Here is a 19,011-nt window from a genome sequence, read left to right on the forward strand (position 1 = left end):
CCGGTCCCGGCGGATGCCACCTGGCCGGGCTCCCCGCCTCGGCGGCCGGGACACCGTCCACGGGCCGCCGCCGGCGAGCCCCCTACTCGTCCGCGTCGAGGATGCGGGGAACGCGGAACCGCCCGTCCTGCGCGGCCGGAGCCGCGGCCAGCGCCTCCTCGGCCGGCAGCGACGGCTGGACCACGTCGACCCGGAAGACGTTGGTCAGCGGCACCGCGTGGCTGGAGGGAGCGGTGTCCGCCGCGGCGACCTCGGCGACCCTGGCCACGGCGGACACGATCTCGTCCAGCTGCGGCGCGAGCGCGTCGAGCTCGGCGTCCGACAGCGACATCCGCGACAGGCGGGCGAGACGCGCGACCTCGTCCCTGGTGATGGCCATGGCGGTGGACCCCTGTTCTACGGCCGTCTGCCGGCCGGTGGCCGCCAGTGCCCGGCCAGCGGGCTGACCGGATCACGAACTTGTGCCGGATGGCGACGACGGGCGACACCTCGGCGTGTCTGCGTAGCCTCATCGTACGGCGGGCGCCGACGCGCCTGCCGGCGGGCGGCGCGCGATCTTCCGCCGCGCGCCGCACGACATTCAGGAACGCACCCGGATGTCACGAGGGCGTCACGCCGATCCGCGATCCTCGACGTCATGTCGTACCTGCTGCGTCTGCTGCTGCCCGACCGACCCGGCGCGCTCGGGGCGGTCGCGACGGCGCTGGGGCGGGTCGGCATCGACATCATCAGCCTCGCCGTCGTCGAGCGGACCGCCGACGGAGCGGTGGACGACCTGGTGGTGCAGCTGCCCACGGGAGGACTCGCGGACAGCGCGCTGACGGCCGCCCACTCGGTCGCGGGCGTGCGGGTGGAGTCGCTGCGGCCCTACCTCGCCGACGGGGCCGGGGTGAGCGACGACCTGGACCTGGTGGATGCGCTGACCGACCGGCCGGGCGAGGCCGCCGCCATGCTCGCCGACCTGGTGCCCGGGGTCTTCCACGCGGACTGGGCCCTTCTGCTCGACCTGGCCGGGCCGGGCGACGTGCGCATCCGGGAGGCGTCCGTCGGCGCGCCCGACCTGGGCCTGGACGACTACGCCAGCCCGCCGCGGGCGATCGCTCCGGTGCCGTGGCTGCCGCTCCCCGAGGCCAGGGTGATCGACCCGGCCGAGGGCGGCCTGCCGGAGCGGTGGTCGGAGCGCGGCATGGAGCTGGCCGCCGCCCCTGTCGGCTGCCCCGAGCTGGTGATCCTGATCGGTCGCCCCGGCGGCCCGAGGTTCCGCTCCTCCGAGGTAGCCCGGCTGGCCCACCTGGCCGGCATCACCGCGTCGCTCTCCCGCACCGCCCTGTAGAGGCCCCCCGGCTACTCCTCGACGGCGGCGGCCGGTTCGGCGGCGGCCGGTTCGACGGCGGCCGGTTCGACGGCGGCCGGTTCGACGGCGGCCGGTTCGACGGCCTCGGCGGGCGACGTGGGGTCACCGATCTGGGCCAGGGCACCCGCGGCCTCGGGGCCGCCGGTCAGCAGTGCCCGGAACCCGGCCTCGTCGAGGACGGGGACCTTCAGGGAGACGGCCTTGTCGTACTTCGTGCCGGCGTTCTCGCCCGCGACGACGAAGCTGGTCTTCCTGCTGACCGAGCCGCTGACCTTGCCGCCGAGGTTCTGGACCGCCTCGGTCGCCGAGTCCCGGGTGTAGCCCTCCAGCGAGCCCGTGATGACGACGGTGACACCGGCCAGCGGGCGTGGCCCTTCGTCCGCGCCCTCGTCCGCCAGGGCCACCCCACCGGCGCGCAGCCGCTCGATCAGGTCGAGGTGGCTCGGGTCGGCGAACCACTCGACGACGGCGACCGCGATCGTCGGTCCAACGCCGTCGACGACCGCCAGCTCCTCCACGCTCGCCACCGCGATCGCGTCGGTCGAGCGCAGCTCCCGGGCCAGCGCCTGCGCGGCGGACGGGCCGACGTGGCGGATCGACAGGCCGACGAGCAGCCGCCACAGCGGGCGGTGACGGGCCGCCTCGATGCCCTTGAGCACCTGCTCGGCCTTCTTGCCGAGCACCGCCCGGCGCAGCGCCTTCCCGTCCGGGCCCTTGACGAGCTTGCCGTTCTCGTCGCGCACCGTCTCGATCCGCTCGAACAGCGGCATCCCGGTGAAGGACCGCTCGTCGAGGTGGAAGACGTCCGCGATGTCCTTGACCCGGCCCGCCTCGATCAGGTCGATCGCGCTCTCGCCGCCGAGGCCGTCGATGTCCAAGGCGCCGCGGGACGCCAGATGGATGATCGCCTCCCGGCGCTGGGCCGGGCAGCCCACCGTGTTCGGGCAGCGGGTGTCGGCCTCGCCCTCCGGGCGGACCAGCTCCGTGCCGCACTCCGGGCAGAGAGTCGGGAAGGCGAACTCGTGCTCGGTCCCGTCGCGCAGGTCGACGACCGGCCCGACGATCTCGGGGATCACGTCGCCCGCCTTGCGTAGAATGATCATGTCGCCGATCAGGACGCCCTTGGCCTTCACCTGGTCGGCGTTGTGCAGCGTCGCGAGGCCCACGGTGGAGCCGGCGACCTGGACCGGCTCCAGCACGCCGAACGGCGTCACCCGGCCGGTCCGGCCGACGTTGACCTCGATCGAGCGCAGCCGGGTCGTCACCTCCTCCGGCGGGTACTTGTAGGCGATCGCCCACCGGGGTGACCTGGAGGTGGCGCCGAGGCGGCCCTGGGCGGCCAGGTCGTCGACCTTGACGACCACGCCGTCGATCTCGTGCTCGACGTCGTGGCGGTGCTCGCCCCACTCACGGATGTACGCCAGCACGGACGTGACGTCGCCGACCACCCGGTAGCGAGGCGAGATCGGCAGGCCCAGCTCGCCGAGCGCCTCGTAGGCAGCAGACTGCGAGGGCGGGTCGAAGCCCCGGCGGGCACCCAGGCCGTGCACGTACATCGCCAGCCCCCGGGACGCCGTCACCTGTGGGTCCTTCTGGCGCAGCGAGCCGGCGGCGGTGTTGCGCGGGTTCGCGAACGGCTTCCTCCCGTCGGCGACGAGCGACTCGTTGAGCGCCGCGAAGGCGGCGACCGGGAAGAAGACCTCCCCGCGCACCTCCAGCAGTGCCGGCGCCTTCGCCCCGCGCAGCCGGGCCGGGACGCTGCGCAGGGTGCGGATGTTGGCGGTGATGTCCTCCCCCACCCGGCCGTCGCCCCGGGTCGCGGCGCGGACCAGCACGCCGTCCTCGTACACCAGGTCGACCGCCAGCCCGTCGATCTTCAGCTCGCACAGCCAGGCCGCGACCGGCGCCTCCTTCGTGGCCCGGCCGGCCCAGGCCTGGAACTCGTCCTCGTCGAAGGCGTTGTCCAGCGAGAGCAGCCGCTCCAGGTGGGTGACCGGCTCGAACAGCTCGGACGGGGTCTCGGTGACCTTCTGGGTCGGCGAGTCAGGGGTGCGCAGGGCCGGGTAACGCTCCTCCAACGCCACCAGCTGGCGGTAGAGCACGTCGTACTCGGCGTCCGAGACGGTCGGCGCGGCCAGCACGTAGTAGCGGTAGGCGTGCTCGTCGAGCACCCGGGCCAGCTCGGCGGCCTGCGCGCGCGCGTCCGCTGGCACCTGCTCGGCCCCGGTCTGGACGCCCGCGGCCGCGAGCTCGGCCTCGTCGGCGGTCGCCGCCTCGTCCGGCGCGGGGCCGCTCATTCCGGTGACTCCACGAGCACCCGGGCCGCGGCCCGGCAGTGCCGCATCGCCAGGCGCGCATACCGCTCGCTCGCGCCGGCGAGTCCACAGGTGGGGGTCACGGCGACCACCTCCCCGAGCTGTTCGGGCCGAAATCCCAGCCGGCGCCACAGCGACCGGACTGGGTCGACCGTACGACCCGGGTCCGACAGATCCGACCAGCCGCCGCCGACGGCCGGACCACCATCCTGGGCGGCCGGCGCCTCCTCGCGACCAGTGGCCCAGGCGATCCGCTCGCTCGACCGGCCGCGCGCGGCGACCGCCGGGCGGCGCGGTGCCGTCCCGGCCTTCGCGTCCGCCGCCAGGGCCGCCGACGGCGACGGGGGCGGCGTCGTGTCGACCCGGTCGGTCGACGGCACGACGCCCGTCATCAACCGCAGCCCAGCCTCCACCGCTTCGCCGATGGCGTCGTCGGCGTCCTGGGTGAGCAGGGTCGCGTCCAGGCCGACGAACTGCGCGCCGGCCCGGCGCAGCAAGGCCAACGGCACGTCGGGCGCGCAGCAGTGCACCCCCACCCCGACCACGTGTTTCACGGCGGCGGCCTTCGCCAGCACCAGCCCGAGGCGCTCGCCGGCCAGCTCCTCGCTGACCACCCGGAGCACCGAGAACCCGCTCGGGGTGCGGATCCGGCCCGCGAGCGCGGCCGGCAGGGACGGCTCGTCGAGCTGGACCAGCAGCCGGGCACCGGGCACCCGCCGCGCGATCGAGGTCAGGAGCTCGTCGAGCCCGACCGCGAGCGACTCGGCGAGATCCCTGGCCGCGCCGTAGTCGGACAGGGCCTTGTGGCCGCGGGTCAGCTCGACGCTGGCCGCGAGCGTCCACGGCCCCGCGACCGCGATCTTCAGCGGTCCGGCGTAGCCGTCGGCGGCCTCTTCAAGCGCGTCGAGGTCCTGCTCGACCATGCTTCGTGCCCGCCGGTAGTCCAGCCCTGGCCGTGGCACCAGCCGCCAACCGGACGGCTGCAGGTCCACCGGCAGCTCGGCCGCGATCACCGCGGCCCGGCCCAGCATGTCCCCGCCCGGCCCGCGCCCCGGCAGCTCCACCAGATGCGGCAGGTCGGGAAACTCGTCGAACACCAGCTTCGCGGCGGCCAACGGGTCGGTCCCCGGCAGCGACCCGACCCCCGTAGCGGTCCCCGCCGGCCACAGGGACGTCCATCCCGACTCACCACTTGTTGTCACGCGATCAAAGCTATTCCAGCGGGATGTCGTCCGGGGGTCAGCACGCCCCCGGGCGCGGGCCGCGTGCCTAGGCCGCGGCGCGCCCGGCCAGCGTGCGCAGGATGTGACCGCCGCCGAGAACACGGTCGCCGTCATAGAGAACGACGGCCTGGCCGGCGGCCGTGCCGCGCACGGCCGCGCGCAGCTCGATAGCCAGCTCGCCGCCGTGGGCCCGCGCGAGGGCCGGCACCGCGCCGCCGTGGGCGCGGACCTGGGCGAGGCACTCGACGTCGACACCGTCGGGCGCCGCCCAGACGCCGGCGTCCGCGACCAGCCCCCACACGTCCAGCGCCTCGGCCGGGCCGACCGTCACCGTCGAGGTCACCGGCGAGATGTCCAGGACATAGCGCGGCCGCCCGTCCGAGGCCGGGCGGCCGAGCCGCAGGCCGCGCCGCTGGCCGACGGTGAACGCGAACGCGCCATCGTGCGCGCCGAGGGTCTCCCCCGTCGCCGCGTCGACGACCGGGCCTGGCCTCGCGCCCAGCCGGTCGCGCAGCCAGGCGCCGGTGTCCCCGGACGGGATGAAGCAGATGTCGTGGCTGTCCGGCTTGTCCGCGACGCCCAGGCCGCGGGCGGCGGCCTCGGCCCGCACCTGCGCCTTCGTCGAGTCGCCCAGTGGGAACATCGCCCGGCGCAGCTGCTCGGGGCGCAGCGTGCCGAGCACGTAGGACTGGTCCTTGGCTGCGTCGACCGAGCGGCTCAGCACGCCGTCGGCGGACAGCCGGGCGTGGTGCCCGGTCACGACGGCGTCGAAGCCGAGCGCGAGCGCCCGGCCGAGCACCGCGGAGAACTTGATCCGCTCGTTGCAGCGCACGCACGGGTTCGGCGTCTCGCCCGCGGCGTACGCGGCTACGAAGTCGGCGATCACGTCGGTCTCGAACCGGTCGGCCAGGTCCCAGACGTAGAAGGGGATGCCGAGCACGTCGGCGGCCCGGCGGGCGTCGCGGGCGTCCTCGACCGTGCAGCAGCCCCGGGCGCCGTTGCGCTCCGCGTCCGGTGAGCGGGACAGGGCCAGATGCACCCCGGTGACGTCGTGCCCGGCGTCGACGGCCCGCGCGGCGGCGACCGCCGAGTCCACCCCGCCTGACATCGCGGCGAGCACCCGCATCACGCCACCCCCTGCGCCTTCTCTCGTCTCCTCCAGGATGCCTGACCCGCGCAAACCGGTTTCGCGCCGGCCGCCGCACGCCCAGGTCCCCGCCCGGGGCTACGGCCCGCCCAGCTCGGCGAGCTCTCCCGCGCGGCTGGCCCGCTCGACGGCCGGGGCGATCGCCGCGGCTACGGCTTCGACGTCCGCCGCCGTCGAGGTGTGCCCCAGCGAGAACCGCAGCGAGCCGCGGGCGCTCTGCTCGCCGGCGCCCATCGCCAGCAGCACGTGCGACGGGCGGGCCACCCCGGAGGTGCAGGCCGAGCCGGTCGAGCACGCGATGCCGCGGGCGTCCAGCAGCATGAGCAGTGAGTCGCCCTCGCAGCCGGGGAAGCTCAGGTGGGCGTTGCCGGGCAGCCGGCCGGGGCCGGGCGGGGCGCCGTTGACGACCGCCGTCGGCACCGCGCCCAGCACCCGGCGGACCAGCTCGTCGCGCAGCGAGGCGAGCCGGGCGGCCTCCGCCGGCAGGCCGCGCGCAGCGGCCAGCGCTGCGGCGGCGAACGCGGCTGTGCCGGCGGCGTCGAGCGTGCCGGACCGGACGTCGCGCTCCTGGCCGCCGCCGTGGGTGAGCGGGGTGACGGTCAGGCCGCGGCGCAACAGCAACGCGCCGACGCCGACCGGGCCGCCGATCTTGTGGGCGGTGACCGTCATCGCGTCGACGCCACTGTCGGTGAACGCCAGCGGCACCTGCCCGAACGCCTGCACGGCGTCGGTGTGGAACGGCACCCCATGGGCGTGGCTGAGCTCGGCCAGCTCGGCGACCGGCTGGACGGTGCCGACCTCGTTGTTCGCCCACATCACCGAGACGACCGCGACGTCGTCCGGCCCGTCACCGGCGCAGAGGGCGGCGGCGAGGGTCCGCGGCGAGACCAGCCCCGTCGCGTCGACCGGCAGCAGCTCGAGCACGGCGTCCTGCGACTGCTCCAGCCAGTGCGCCGGGTCGAGCACGGCGTGGTGCTCGACGGCGCTGACGAGCACGCGCCGCCGGCGCGGGTCGGCGGCCCGGCGGGCCCAGTACAGGCCCTTCAGCGCCAGGTTGTCGCTCTCCGTCCCGCCGCCGGTGAAGATCAGCTCGGAGGGCCGGCAGCCGAGCACGCCGGCAAGCCCCTCGCGGGACTCCTCGACGACCCGGCGGGCCTGGCGGCCGCTGGCGTGCAGCGACGACGGGTTGCCCGCGACCGCGTGCGCCGCCGTGAACGCGGCGAGCGCCTCCGGCCGCATCGGCGTCGTCGCCGCGTGGTCGAGATAGTTCACAGCTCAACAGGTTAGCCGTGGGCTCCCCCGGCTCACCGCCGTTGAGCGCGGGCCGTGGCCGGGCCGGCCCCGGCCCGCGGGCGAACAGCCCGCGCGGCCCACACCGGCCTCGCCGGCAGCAGCGGGCGTGCCGTCCGGGCGCGAGCACAGCCCCACCAGACGCCGGCACTGTAGGCGGCGTCGTCCAGCATCCGCACCAGCACGTAGGGCCCGAGCCCCACCGGCGGACGGGTGGCCCACCAGTCCCGGACGGCCGGGGCGACGACAGCCGCGGCGAACACCCGCCGCCCAGGCCGGCTGCCCACCAGCAGTGGCCACCAGCCCCGGCGGATATTGTCGGCCGCCGCCTCGACGGCGTACCGGCGCCCGGCGAGCACCATCACCCAGGCGAGCCGTCCCGGTCGCGGCGCGGCGGCCAGCCGGCGGGCCAGCCTGGACGCGGTGAGCACGCCCCGCCCGGCCGTCGCCGCGCCGGCGGCCCCGACGACGGCGTGGCGCACCGGGCCAGCGGGCACGGCCGCGACCACGAAGCCGACGACCCCAGCGAGCGCCGCGGAGCCGGCCGGGCGCAGCGGGCCGGGGTGGCGGCGGGCCAGCGGGCCGGCCGACGAGCCGTAGCCGAACCGCTGGCGGGCCCAGCCGGGCCAGTCCTGGCGCGGCCGGTGATGGACGAGCGCAGCCGGCTCGTAGCGCACTGACCAGCCGGCCTCGACCAGCCGCCACACCAGGTCGACGTCCTCGCCGTACCGCAGCGCGGGGTCGAAGCCGACCAGTTCCCGGCGGACGAGCAGCACCGCCGTCGGCACGTAGCTCACCCGCGACCCCGGCCGGACCGCCGCGGGCCGCGCGCCGAGGTCCAGCGGCGACCGGGCGCTCTCGTACCTGGCCAGCAGCCCGGCCCGCTCCCCTGCCGGCACCGGCGAGGCCACTCGCGGCGCGACGGCCGCGACGGCCGGGTCGGCGAGATGCCCGACCAACAGAGCCAGCCAGCCGGGGTGTCCCGTCCCGGCGGCGCCAGTTGGGGTGCCCGGGTCGGCGGGGAGCCGGTCCTCGAGGAGCTGGATGTCGGCGTCGCAGAACAGGACGAGCGGGGTGCTCGCGGCCGCCGCACCCGCGAGCCTGGCCGCCGCCGGGCCGCGCGGAATGTCGTGCCGCAGCACCCGGGCTCCGGCGGCCGACGCGACCGCGCCCGTCGCGTCGGCCGAGCCGTCGTCTACGACGATCACCTCGGCGCACCGGCGGGCCAGCGCCGCGACCAGCGCGCCGAGACCAACAGCGCCGTCGCGCACCGGCAGCACTGCCGTCACCGTCGTCGCCCGGCCGCCGGGGGGCGCCGGGGGCATCGGCACGGCCAGACCCGCCTCGACCAGCCTGCGGGCGAGCGTCCCGGCGCCCGGCCCGGCCGAGCCGACCGGCCGACCGGTCAGGAGCGCCTCCCATACGGCGCCTCCCGCGGCGGACAACGTCAGCATCCGCCATGGCGAACCACCCAACAACACCTTTCCGCGCGACAGAACGGTGGTTTCCGGGTCACACTGCACATGGAAGTCCGCTGGCAGCGGCGGCGCCCCGGTCAGGCCTGGCACGACGCCCGGCCCAGGTGGCGTGGGTACGGCGCGAGCCGGATCCGTCACCGGCCCAGCGGTCTCCGCCCCGGCCGTCGATGACGACGTGCCACCCACGCCCCCGACAGCCCTGGGCGCCAAGGCCCGCCACACCGCGTCACGCAACGCGGCCAGCCGGAGCCCCGCGGTGCCGGCCGGCGACACCCTTCTGACCACCGAGAACCACGGCCCGCTCTTGGCCACAGGACACGACGGCCCGCTTCTGGCCTCATAACCCACAGGAGGAACGGTATGGACTCGCCCGCCCCGACGACGGACATCGCGGCCGCCAGCACCCATGAGGCCGGCGCGCCGGCCGAGCCGATCGTGGAGGACCTGCTCGTCGAGGACGTCTCGATCGACGGCATGTGCGGCGTCTACTAGATCGCCGTCCGCCCAGATGACAACAGGCACGACACCCGTGGGCGCGCCCGGAGGCGCGCCCACGGCGTCCCCTCACCCGACACCCGCGCATGCCGTGGCCAAGGCGTCCGGGGTCACGTTCGACCCGGCGCTGGGCTACCGGCTGCACCCGAAGGTGGCGCTGCGGCCCGAGCGGTTCGGCGCGTTGGCGTACTCGTACGAGACCCGCCGCCTCTCGCTGTTCAAGGACGTCGACCTGGTCGCCGTCGTCCGGGCGCTGCGCGACGCGCCCTCGGCCGGCGACGCGCTGGCCATCGTGCCGGCGGCCAAGCGTCCCGCCGTCGAGCGCGCGCTGGCACGCCTCGTCGAGACCGGCTTCGTCCAGCCCCGCTGACCGCCACGCTCGCCCCGCGCGCGAGCACCCGCGGACAACCCCTGCCAGCTTTCGCCCGACGGAGGCCATAGTGAGCGTCACCGACCTGGCCGTAGCCCCGAGCCTCGCGCCGACGCCGACGCCGACGCCGGCGCCGACGAGCGCGTCGCTGCAGCAGCAGCTGCTGCGCGGCCTCGAGGCGCCGATCTGCCTGACCTGGGAGTGGACCTACGCCTGCAACCTGCAGTGCGTCCACTGCCTGTCGTCCTCCGGCCGGCGCGACCCGCGCGAGCTCGACACCGGGCAGATGCGCGCGGTCGTCGACCAGCTCGCCGACCTGCAGGTCTTCTACGTCAACGTCGGCGGCGGCGAGCCGATGACGCGCCCGGACTTCTTCGAGGTGCTGGAGTACTGCGTCGACCACGGCGTCGGCGTGAAGTTCTCCACCAACGGCGGGATGATCGACGCCGCCAACGCCCGGCGGCTGGCGGGCCTGGACTACGTCGACATCCAGATCTCGCTCGACGGCGCGGACGCGATGACCAACGACCCGGTCCGCGGCGTCGGCTCCTATGACCGGGCCCGCCGGTCGATGGAGCACCTCGCGACCGCCGGGTTCGGCGCGTTCAAGCTGTCCGTCGTCGTCACCCGCCACAACGTCGGCCAGCTCGACGGCTTCGCCGCACTCGCCGCCGACTACGGCGCCGAGCTACGGGTCACCCGGCTGCGCCCGTCGGGCCGTGGCCAGGACTCGTGGGCACGCCTGCACCCGACCGCCGACCAGCAGCGGGACCTGCACGGCTGGCTGCTGGCCCGGCCCGAGGTGCTCACCGGCGACTCGTTCTTCCACCTCGCCGCCTACGGCCAGGCGCTGCCGGGGCTGAACCTGTGCGGCGCCGGCCGGGTGGTCTGCCTGATCGACCCGGTCGGCGACGTGTACGCCTGCCCGTTCGCCCTGCACGACCACTTCCGGGCCGGCAGCGTCCTCGACGACGGCGGCTTCGCGCACGTGTGGCGGTCCTCGGCGCTGTTCACCGAGCTTCGCGAGCCCGACAACCCCGGGGCCTGCACGTCCTGCGGTCACTACGACGCCTGCCAGGGCGGCTGCATGGCGGCGAAGTTCTTCACCGGCCTGCCGCTGGACGGCCCGGACCCGGAGTGCGTCCTCGGCCACGGGGAGACCGCGCTGACCGCGGTGGACCCGCACAGCCTGCCCATCATCGACAACGACCACAGCAAGCGCCGCCGGCTGCCGCTCTCGGTGCTCTGAGGCCAGGCTCGCCGCCGGGCCGGCCGGCTCGGCGGAGGCGGGCCGGCGGCGGGTCAGAAGTCGCCGGCGGTCCGGCGCATCTCGTTGAGCAGCCCGACCAGCGTGTCGATGCCGCCCTCGGGCAGGCCCAGGTCCGCGAAGACGGTGCCGTTGAGCTTCTCGGTGGCCGCCAGCGCCGTCGCGCGGCCCTCGTCGGTGATCTCGGCGAGGATCGCGCGGCGGTCGGTGGGGTGCGGGATGCGGCGGACATGGCCGCGCGTCTCCAGCCGGTCGACGGCGCTGGTGACGCTGGTCGGGTGCACCTGAAGCCGGACGCCGATCCGGTTCAGCGGCAGCCTGCCCTCGCGGCTGAACAGCAGCAGCATCAGGACCTCGTAGCGGGCGAAGGTCAGCTCGAACGGCCGCAGCACCTCGTCGACCCGGCCGAGCACGATCTGCTGCGCCCGCATCAGCGAGGTGATCGCGGCCATCCCGTCCGCCGTCTCCCCCCATCCGTGCGCGGTCCACTGCCGCCGCGCCTCGGCGATCGGGTCGAAGGGCAGGGGCTTATGAGGCGGCACGGTAGGGGCGCTCCGGCGGGTGCGGGCATCGGCGAGGCACCCGCCGATGCTACGTCGTAGTAACTAGCGCCCATTGCATCTCAGGTGTGGACGTCAAGGCAAAACGGCGCGGCGTCCGGGCGTCGCGATCGAACGATTGATTCCCACTCGCGCCGTCGCATCGGCCCGCCGCGGCCAGCAGATGTGAGCGCCGTCGCGCCCGCGGATCACGCGGGCCGGCGCCGGGTGGCGGCGCGCGGATGCCGCCGCCCGGCGTCAGCCCGGGTCAGACGTTGCGGCGGTACTGGCCGCCGACCTCGAAGAAGGCGTCGGTGATCTGGCCGAGCGAGCAGACCCGGACTGCGTCCATCAGGGCCGCGAAGGTGTTGCCACCGCTGGAGGCGGTGTCGCGCAGGTGACGCAGCGCCGCCTGCGCGTCGACCTGGTGGCGGCTCTGGAAGTCGGTGACCCGGTTGAGCTGGGACTTCTTCTCCTCCTCGGTCGCGCGGGCGAGTTCGAGTGTGGTCGCCATGTCGTCCGTGCCGGCCGGGGCCACAAACGTGTTGACCCCGATGATCGGCAGCGAGCCGTCGTGCTTGCGGTGTTCGTAGAGCATCGACTCGTCCTGGATGCGGCCGCGCTGGTAGCCGGTCTCCATGGCGCCGAGCACGCCGCCGCGCTCTGAGATCCGGTCGAACTCCGCGAGGACGGCCTCCTCGACCAGATCGGTCAGCTCGTCGATGACGTAGGACCCCTGGAGGGGGTTCTCGTTGCCCGCGAGGCCCCACTCCTGGTCAATGATCATCTGGATGGCGAGGGCTCGGCGGACCGACTGCTCGGTCGGCGTCGTCACCGCCTCGTCATAGGCGTTCGTGTGCAGGCTGTTGCAGTTGTCGTAGATCGCGCACAGTGCCTGCAGGGTGGTCCGGATGTCGTTGAAGTTCATCTCCTGCGCGTGCAGGGACCGGCCGGACGTCTGCACGTGGTACTTCAGCTTCTGGGAGCGCTCGGCGGCGCCGTAGCGCTCCTTCATGGCGACGGCCCAGATCCGGCGGGCCACTCGGCCGATGACGTTGTACTCGGCGTCCATGCCGTTCGAGAAGAAGAACGACAGGTTCGGCGCGAAGTCATCGATCTTCATGCCACGGGCCAGGTAGGCCTCGACGTAGGTGAAGCCGTTGGCCAGCGTGAAGGCGAGCTGGCTGATCGGGTTCGCCCCCGCCTCGGCGATGTGGTAGCCGGAGATCGAGACCGAGTAGAAGTTGCGGACCGCGTTCTGGATGAACCATTCCTGGAGGTCGGCCATGCAGCGCAGGGAGAACTCGGTCGAGAAGATGCAGGTGTTCTGGCCCTGGTCCTCCTTGAGGATGTCGGCCTGAACCGTGCCGCGGACCGTCGCCAGCGCCCGGGCCCGGGCCGCGGCCGCCTCGGCGGCGGACGGCTCACGGCCTTCCTTCTCGACGAACACCGCGAGTTGCTGGTCAATCGCGGTGTTCAGGAACATCGCCAGAATCGCGGGCGCCGGCCCATTGATCGTCATCGACACGCTGGTGGTCGGCGAACACAGGTCGAAGCCGTCGTAGAGCGCCTTCATGTCGTCAAGCGAGGCGATCGAGACGCCCGAAGTGCCAACCTTGCCATAGATGTCCGGCCGGGTGTCGGGATCCCGGCCGTACAGCGTGACGGAGTCGAACGCGGTGGACAGCCGGGTCGCGGTCGCGCCTTCGGAAAGGAAGTGGAAGCGGCGGTTCGTCCGGAACGGGTCGCCCTCCCCGGCGAACATCCGAGCTGGCGCCTCACCCGCCCGCTTGAACGGGAACACTCCGGCCGTGAACGGGAAGCGGCCCGGCAGGTTCTCCCGGCGCAGGAAGCGGACCAGGCGACCGTCATCGTCGATCTTCGGGACGGCGACCCGAGGCACCTTGGTTCCGGAGAGGGTCGTCTTCGTCAGGAGGGTGCGGATCTCGCTGTCTCGTACCCGGTAGACCATCTCGTCGCCGGATCGCTCGGCGACCAGTGCCGGCCAGTTCGCGAGTTGCTCGCGAATGTCCGGGGTAAGCGCGGCCTCCGCGTGGTCCCGCAGGGCAGCCAGCGCGGTCGTCGCCGAATCGCCGTCGGGCCCGCCTTCGAGGGCGGAGAGGGCCGTTGTCAGGTGCTCCCGGCGCCGAGCCGCCTCGGCCAGCCGTTCAGTCTGCGTGTGGTAGTCGCGCACGGCGTCGGCGATCTCGGCCAGGTAACGCACCCGCTTGGGCGGAACGACCGTCGTCAGCCCGCTGGAGGCGCGCACGGTGACCACCGGCAGGGCACCGGTGGCGAGCGCCAGGCCGTGCTCGCTCAGGAGCCGTTTGAGCTCCTGGTAGAGCGCGGTGACGCCGTCGTCGTTGAAACGCGCCGCGGAGGTGCCGAAGACCGGCATCTCCTCCCAGGGGGTGCCGAACGCCTCACGGTTGCGGGCCAGCTGGCGGGCGACGTCCCGGCGCGCATCCTCGGCGCCGCGCCGCTCGAACTTGTTCACGGCGACCACGTCCGCGAAGTCCAGCATGTCGATCTTTTCGAGCTGAGACGCGGCGCCGTACTCCGGGGTCATCACATACAGGGACAGGTCGCAGAACGGCACGATCGCGGCGTCACCCTGACCGATGCCGGGCGTCTCCACGATGACCAGGTCATACCCGGCCACTTTGGTCGCCGCGATCACATCGGCAAGATGCTCGGGAACCTCCTGGCCGGCCGTCCTGGTCGCCAACGACCGGAAGTAGACCGGGCCACCGGCGGTCGTGTCGCCGAGAGCGTTCATCCGAATCCGGTCGCCGAGGAGCGCACCGCCACCGCGGCGCCGAGTCGGGTCGACCGCGATGACCGCGATCCGAAGCTTGTCCTCCTGGTCCAGCCGGAAGCGCCGGATCAGCTCGTCCGTAAGCGACGACTTGCCGGAGCCGCCAGTGCCGGTGATGCCGAGCACCGGCGTCGTCCGGTCCGCGACCGCACCGCGCAGCCACTCCGCGAACTCCGGGTCGCGACCAGCCTCCAGCACCGAGATCGCCCGCGCGAGCGAGGCCTCGTCCCCCGCAAGCACCGCGTCCCTCGACGGCGTGGCCGCCGCGAGATCACGGTCGCTCTCCTGAATCGTCAGGTTGATCATGGCGGGCAGGCCGAGGCGCTGCCCGTCCGCCGGCGAGAAGATCCGAGCCACCCCGCGCGCGTGCAGCAGCTCGATCTCCTCGGAAACGATGACGCCGCCACCGCCCCCGTAGACCTTGATGTGGCCCGCTCCGCGCTCCCGAAGCCGCTCGACCAGGTAGGTGAAGTACTCGACGTGTCCGCCCTGGTAGGAGGACACGAAGACAGCCTGCACGTCTTCCTGAACGGCGGCCGAGACGACCTGCTCAACGCCCCGATCGTGGCCAAGGTGAATCACCTCGGCCCCCTGCGCCTGAAGCAGCCGCCGCATGATGTTGATCGCGGCATCGTGGCCATCGAACAGCGAGCCGGCGGTCACCGCGCGGAACGGGTAGACCGGCGTATGGAGAGCGGTCGTCGCACCCATCAGCTGCACCTCCGAGACACCGCCAACCCCACGGCAAGGCGACCTGCTTGGCTACCCGATAATAGGACGTCCATCTATCGGATGCCACCGGACCACCGACGTGTGTCCGACGGCACCCCTGCGGGCCGACAGCACCGTCGGCCCGCATCCGTTTCGTGGCCCGTGACGATCCGCACCGTTCGGCCCACACCGAACCGCCTGGAGCAAGCAGTCTGGTCCGCTCCGCAGAACGCGGAGATCCACTCCATGCGCTCGGCTGCCCTTCGCCGGGCGGTGCGGAAGGTCGCGTGCCGGCCTGCGCAACCTGGTGACCTTGGCGTTCCGCGGGACGCGAGCGCCGTCTGCAGGCCCCTGGACCTGGCCGGGACTGGTGGGGAGGTTCGAGGCCTACCTGCGTGATCTTCGCGTTCCGCGGCGCGCACGGTCCTGTGGGTGCCGGGGCCACCTCGCGGGCTTCGCGGCCGGCTGGGGTCTGCCTGACCGGGTGTTCCCGGCGGCCATCGGGTCGTCTGGTGGTCTCGCCGGGGAGTGTTCCCGGGAATGCGGAACGCCCCCACACCGTCAGGTGTGGGGGCGTTCCGGAATGATTGTTCGGCGGTGTCCTACTCTCCCACCCGGTCTCCCGGGCAGTACCATCGGCGCTGGGGAACTTAGCTTCCGGGTTCGGAATGGGACCGGGCGTACCCTCCCCGCTGAAACCACCGAAACACTATCGAGATATCGGCACCTCACCCCAACCCACACCCCTAGCAGAGGGGGGTTGGGGTGGTCTGCCGTTCCTCGGGAACCGCACAGTGGACGCGTAGCATCTTTGTAGGACAAGCCCTCGGCCTATTAGTACCAGTCAGCTCCACACCTCGCAGTGCTTCCACTTCTGGCCTATCAACCCGATCATCTCTCGGGGGCCTTACCAGGTTGACCCTGTGGGAGACCTCATCTCGAAGCGAGCTTCCCGCTTAGATGCTTTCAGCGGTTATCCCTTCCGAACGTAGCCAACCAGCCATGCCCCTGGCGGGACAACTGGCACACCAGAGGTTCGTCCGTCCCGGTCCTCTCGTACTAGGGACAGCCCTTCTCAAGACTCCTACGCGCGCGGCGGATAGGGACCGAACTGTCTCACGACGTTCTAAACCCAGCTCGCGTACCGCTTTAATGGGCGAACAGCCCAACCCTTGGGACCTACTCCAGCCCCAGGATGCGACGAGCCGACATCGAGGTGCCAAACCTTGCCGTCGATATGGACTCTTGGGCAAGATCAGCCTGTTATCCCCGGGGTACCTTTTATCCGTTGAGCGACGGCGCTTCCACAAGCCACCGCCGGATCACTAGTCCCTGCTTTCGCACCTGCTCGACCCGTCGGTCTCACAGTCAAGCTCCCTTGTGCACTTGCACTCGACACCTGATTGCCAACCAGGCTGAGGGAACCTTTGGGCGCCTCCGTTACTCTTTAGGAGGCAACCGCCCCAGTTAAACTACCCACCTGACACTGTCCCTGACCCGGATCACGGGCCTAGGTTAGACATCCAGCACGACCAGAGTGGTATTTCAACAATGACTCCACAACCACTGGCGTGGCCGCTTCACAGTCTCCCACCTATCCTACACAAGCCGGACCGAACACCAATATCAAGCTGCAGTAAAGGTCCCGGGGTCTTTCCGTCCTGCCGCGCGTAACGAGCATCTTTACTCGTAGTGCAATTTCGCCGAGTCTGTGGTTGAGACAGCAGGAAAGTCGTTACGCCATTCGTGCAGGTCGGAACTTACCCGACAAGGAATTTCGCTACCTTAGGATGGTTATAGTTACCACCGCCGTTTACTGGCGCTTAAGTTCTGAGCTTCGCCCCGAAGAGCTAACCCGTCCCCTTAACGTTCCAGCACCGGGCAGGCGTCACTCCGTATACATCGCCTTACGGCTTCGCACGGAGCTGTGTTTTTAGTAAACAGTCGCTTTCCCCTGGTCTCTGCGGCCCCCACCAGCTCAGACAGCAAGTGCCGTCACCAGTGGTGGCCCCCCTTCTCCCGAAGTTACGGGGGCATTTTGCCGAGTTCCTTAACCACAGTTCACTCGATCGCCTCGGTATTCTCTACCTGACCACCTGTGTCGGTTTCGGGTACGGGCGGCCCTGGCACTCGCTAGAGGCTTTTCTCGACAGCATGGGATCATCCACTTCGCCACAATCGGCTCGGCATCACGTCTCAGACACATGACATGCGGATTTACCTACACATCGTCCTACACGCTTACCCCGGGACAACCACCGCCCGGGATGGACTACCCTCCTGCGTCACCCCATCGCTTACCTACTACCCCCCAAGATCCCAACCATCTCAGCCCCCGAAAGGACCTCGACAGGAGGTTAGTACAGGAAGATTCAGTATTGGCGCACCAGCGCCGGTACGGGAATATCAACCCGTTATCCATCGACTACGCCTGTCGGCCTCGCCTTAGGCCCCGACTCACCCTGGGCGGACGAACCTGCCCCAGGAACCCTTGGTCATCCGGCGGACGGGATTCTCACCCGTCATTCGCTACTCATGCCTGCATTCTCACTCGCATGGCATCCACGGCTCGATCACTCGGCCGCTTCACACGCCACACGACGCTCCCCTACCCATCCACACACCTGAACCACCCCACGCATGAGGCAGCTAGGCTACACGTGCGAATGCCGCAGCTTCGGCGGTACGCTTGAGCCCCGCTACATTATCGGCGCAGAACCACTTGACCAGTGAGCTATTACGCACTCTTTAAAGGGTGGCTGCTTCTAAGCCAACCTCCTGGTTGTCTGTGCGACTCCACATCCTTTTCCACTTAGCGTACGCTTAGGGGCCTTAGCTGGCGATCTGGGCTGTATCCCTCTCGACTACGAACCTTATCGCCCGCAGTCTCACTGCCGCGCTTCACGTACCGGCATTCGGAGTTTGGCTGAGTTCAGTAAGCTGGTAAGCCCCCTAGCCCATCCAGTGCTCTACCTCCGGCACGAAACACACGACGCTGCACCTAAATGCATTTCGGGGAGAACCAGCTATCACCGGGTTTGATTGGCCTTTCACCCCTACCCACAGCTCATCCCCCAGTTTTTCAACACTGGTGGGTTCGGTCCTCCACACGGTCTTACCCGCGCTTCAACCTGGCCATGGGTAGATCACCCGGCTTCGGGTCTTAGACATGCGACTCAAACGCCCTGTTCGGACTCGCTTTCGCTACGGCTACCCCACAACGGGTTAACCTCGCCACACACCGCAAACTCGCAGGCTCATTCTTCAAAAGGCACGCCGTCACCAGGCCGAAACCCAGCTCCGACGGATTGTAGGCACACGGTTTCAGGTACTATTTCACTCCCCTCCCGGGGTACTTTTCACCTTTCCCTCACGGTACTAGTCCGCTATCGGTCACCAGGGAGTATTCAGGCTTAGCGGGTGGTCCCGCCAGATTCACACCGAATTTCACGGGCTCGGTGCTACTTGGGAATATCTCCGAGAGACAGCATGTTTTCGCCTACGGGGCTGTTACCCACTATGGCCGGCCATTCGCAGACCGCTCGACTAACACACTGTTTTCTGACTCTCTGGAAGGGCGGCAGCCCAACCCGGAAAATCCCACGACCCCCATGCCGCAACGCCTGCCGGCTATCACACGACACAGGTTTAGCCTAGATCCGCTTTCGCTCACCACTACTCGCGGAATCACGGTTGTTTTCTCTTCCTGCGGGTAATGAGATGTTTCACTTCCCCGCGTTCCCTCCAGCCACCCTATGAGTTCAGATGGCGGTGACAGGACTTGGCATCCTGCCGGGTTTCCCCATTCGGAAATCCTCGGATCACAGCTCGGTTGACAGCTCCCCGAGGCATATCGCAGCCTCCCACGTCCTTCATCGGCTCCTGGTGCCAAGGCATCCACCGTGCGCCCTTACTAACTTGGCCACAAAGATGCTCGCGTCCACTGTGCAGTTCTCAAAGAACGGACGACCCCACACCCACACCCGGACACACCCACAAGGGCA

At 71.1% G+C, this 19,011-nt stretch carries 12 protein-coding genes and 2 rRNA genes; 4 read left to right on the forward strand and 10 right to left on the reverse strand.

The genetic code is table 11. The features are described from left to right. Nucleotides 1-82: 82 nt before the first annotated feature. Nucleotides 83-379: an Asp-tRNA(Asn)/Glu-tRNA(Gln) amidotransferase subunit GatC gene (gene gatC, locus FRADC12_RS07785; RefSeq protein ID WP_045876151.1), complete on the reverse strand. Its 297-nt coding sequence runs from the start codon at nucleotides 377-379 to the stop codon at nucleotides 83-85. A gap of 258 nt (nucleotides 380-637) precedes the next feature. On the opposite strand from gatC, the gene FRADC12_RS07790 reads away from it, so the two are divergent. Further along, nucleotides 638-1,333, forward strand: a complete 696-nt coding sequence (locus tag FRADC12_RS07790) for an ACT domain-containing protein (protein ID WP_045876152.1) — start codon at nucleotides 638-640, stop codon at nucleotides 1,331-1,333. 11 nt (nucleotides 1,334-1,344) lie between these two features. On the opposite strand, the gene ligA is transcribed toward FRADC12_RS07790, so the two are convergent. The 5 genes from ligA to FRADC12_RS07815 all read right to left on the reverse strand — a co-directional run bounded on the left by ligA (nucleotide 1,345) and on the right by FRADC12_RS07815 (nucleotide 8,783). Next, on the reverse strand, nucleotides 1,345-3,651 hold the full coding sequence (ligA, locus tag FRADC12_RS07795; RefSeq protein WP_045876153.1) for an NAD-dependent DNA ligase LigA: 2,307 nt from the start codon (nucleotides 3,649-3,651) through the stop codon (nucleotides 1,345-1,347). Further along, complete coding sequence (locus tag FRADC12_RS07800) at nucleotides 3,648-4,871, reverse strand: methionine synthase (protein WP_045876154.1); 1,224 nt, start codon at nucleotides 4,869-4,871, stop codon at nucleotides 3,648-3,650. The genes ligA and FRADC12_RS07800 overlap by 4 nt, the downstream gene beginning before the upstream one ends. Nucleotides 4,872-4,938: 67 nt before the next feature. Then, nucleotides 4,939-6,018: a tRNA 2-thiouridine(34) synthase MnmA gene (gene mnmA / locus FRADC12_RS07805; protein WP_045876155.1), complete on the reverse strand. Its 1,080-nt coding sequence runs from the start codon at nucleotides 6,016-6,018 to the stop codon at nucleotides 4,939-4,941. Nucleotides 6,019-6,117: 99 nt separating this feature from the next. After that, nucleotides 6,118-7,311: a cysteine desulfurase family protein gene (locus FRADC12_RS07810; RefSeq protein ID WP_045876156.1), complete on the reverse strand. Its 1,194-nt coding sequence runs from the start codon at nucleotides 7,309-7,311 to the stop codon at nucleotides 6,118-6,120. A 32-nt stretch (nucleotides 7,312-7,343) separates the two neighbouring features. Then, nucleotides 7,344-8,783, reverse strand: a complete 1,440-nt coding sequence (locus FRADC12_RS07815; RefSeq protein ID WP_232303668.1) for a glycosyltransferase — start codon at nucleotides 8,781-8,783, stop codon at nucleotides 7,344-7,346. A 384-nt stretch (nucleotides 8,784-9,167) separates the two neighbouring features. Between FRADC12_RS07815 and mftA the strand changes: the two genes are divergently transcribed. The 3 genes from mftA to mftC all read left to right on the forward strand — a co-directional run bounded on the left by mftA (nucleotide 9,168) and on the right by mftC (nucleotide 10,921). Continuing rightward, nucleotides 9,168-9,299 carry a mycofactocin precursor MftA gene (gene mftA / locus FRADC12_RS29355; RefSeq protein ID WP_084010508.1) on the forward strand — a complete coding sequence of 44 codons (132 nt, stop codon included), beginning with the start codon at nucleotides 9,168-9,170 and terminating at the stop codon, nucleotides 9,297-9,299. 94 nt (nucleotides 9,300-9,393) lie between these two features. Further along, nucleotides 9,394-9,672, forward strand: a complete 279-nt coding sequence (mftB, locus tag FRADC12_RS07825; RefSeq protein ID WP_045876159.1) for a mycofactocin biosynthesis chaperone MftB — start codon at nucleotides 9,394-9,396, stop codon at nucleotides 9,670-9,672. Between the two features lie 70 nt (nucleotides 9,673-9,742). Beyond that, entirely contained in the window at nucleotides 9,743-10,921 is a 1,179-nt protein-coding gene (mftC, locus tag FRADC12_RS07835; protein WP_084010510.1) for a mycofactocin radical SAM maturase, read from the forward strand. A 53-nt stretch (nucleotides 10,922-10,974) separates the two neighbouring features. Here mftC and FRADC12_RS07840 read toward each other — a convergent pair whose 3' ends face one another. From FRADC12_RS07840 to FRADC12_RS07855, 4 genes are all read right to left on the reverse strand, one after another. Continuing rightward, nucleotides 10,975-11,481, reverse strand: a complete 507-nt coding sequence (locus FRADC12_RS07840) for a MarR family winged helix-turn-helix transcriptional regulator (protein ID WP_045876160.1) — start codon at nucleotides 11,479-11,481, stop codon at nucleotides 10,975-10,977. 265 nt (nucleotides 11,482-11,746) lie between these two features. Further along, complete coding sequence (icmF, locus tag FRADC12_RS07845) at nucleotides 11,747-15,007, reverse strand: fused isobutyryl-CoA mutase/GTPase IcmF (protein ID WP_045879233.1); 3,261 nt, start codon at nucleotides 15,005-15,007, stop codon at nucleotides 11,747-11,749. Nucleotides 15,008-15,596: 589 nt separating this feature from the next. Then, nucleotides 15,597-15,713, reverse strand: a 5S ribosomal RNA gene (gene rrf, locus FRADC12_RS07850). Between the two features lie 108 nt (nucleotides 15,714-15,821). Then, nucleotides 15,822-18,931 (reverse strand): 23S ribosomal RNA (locus FRADC12_RS07855). Between the last annotated feature and the right edge of the window lie 80 nt (nucleotides 18,932-19,011).

This window comes from Pseudofrankia sp. DC12, from assembly GCF_000966285.1.
GTDB lineage: Bacteria > Actinomycetota > Actinomycetes > Frankiales > Frankiaceae > Pseudofrankia.

Bases quoted from the DNA above. Each gene is read 5' to 3' on its own strand.
- gatC (WP_045876151.1), bottom strand. From the start codon at position 379: ATGGCCATCACCAGGGACGAGGTCGCGCGTCTCGCCCGCCTGTCGCGG.
- FRADC12_RS07790 (WP_045876152.1), top strand. From the start codon at position 638: ATGTCGTACCTGCTGCGTCTGCTGCTGCCCGACCGACCCGGCGCGCTC.
- ligA (WP_045876153.1), bottom strand. From the start codon at position 3,651: ATGAGCGGCCCCGCGCCGGACGAGGCGGCGACCGCCGACGAGGCCGAG.
- mnmA (WP_045876155.1), bottom strand. From the start codon at position 6,018: ATGCGGGTGCTCGCCGCGATGTCAGGCGGGGTGGACTCGGCGGTCGCC.
- FRADC12_RS07815 (WP_232303668.1), bottom strand. From the start codon at position 8,783: ATGCTGACGTTGTCCGCCGCGGGAGGCGCCGTATGGGAGGCGCTCCTG.
- mftA (WP_084010508.1), top strand. From the start codon at position 9,168: ATGGACTCGCCCGCCCCGACGACGGACATCGCGGCCGCCAGCACCCAT.
- icmF (WP_045879233.1), bottom strand. From the start codon at position 15,007: ATGGGTGCGACGACCGCTCTCCATACGCCGGTCTACCCGTTCCGCGCG.